Source organism: Photorhabdus viridis (assembly GCF_040256935.1).
Taxonomy (GTDB): domain Bacteria; phylum Pseudomonadota; class Gammaproteobacteria; order Enterobacterales; family Enterobacteriaceae; genus Photorhabdus; species Photorhabdus viridis.
The window spans coordinates 1-223 of the sequence record NZ_JBEJZY010000585.1; the positions used below are offsets into that span (position 1 = coordinate 1).

1 protein-coding gene is annotated in these 223 nt (G+C 50.2%); it reads left to right on the forward strand.

Annotated features, from left to right (window positions below; translation table 11 throughout):
• On the forward strand, window positions 1-223 hold a 223-nt coding region (locus ABR397_RS24660; protein ID WP_350307966.1), incomplete at both ends, for a hypothetical protein.

Consider the following 223-nt stretch of genomic DNA (forward strand, 5'->3'; position numbering starts at 1 on the left):
ATGCAGATAAAAACCTGATCCTGGATGGGCTAGAGGGCAAAATAACCAACAGCAACAGTCAACCTGAACAGGGGATCTCAAGCCTGGGAACCCTGACCATGACCGCAGGCGCCATTGATAACCATCAGGGGATCGTAGCCGCTAATCAACAACTCAAAGTGACATCATCAGGAACAGTCGATAACACCGGCGGTACAATGGTCAGTCAGCATCAGCAACTGAC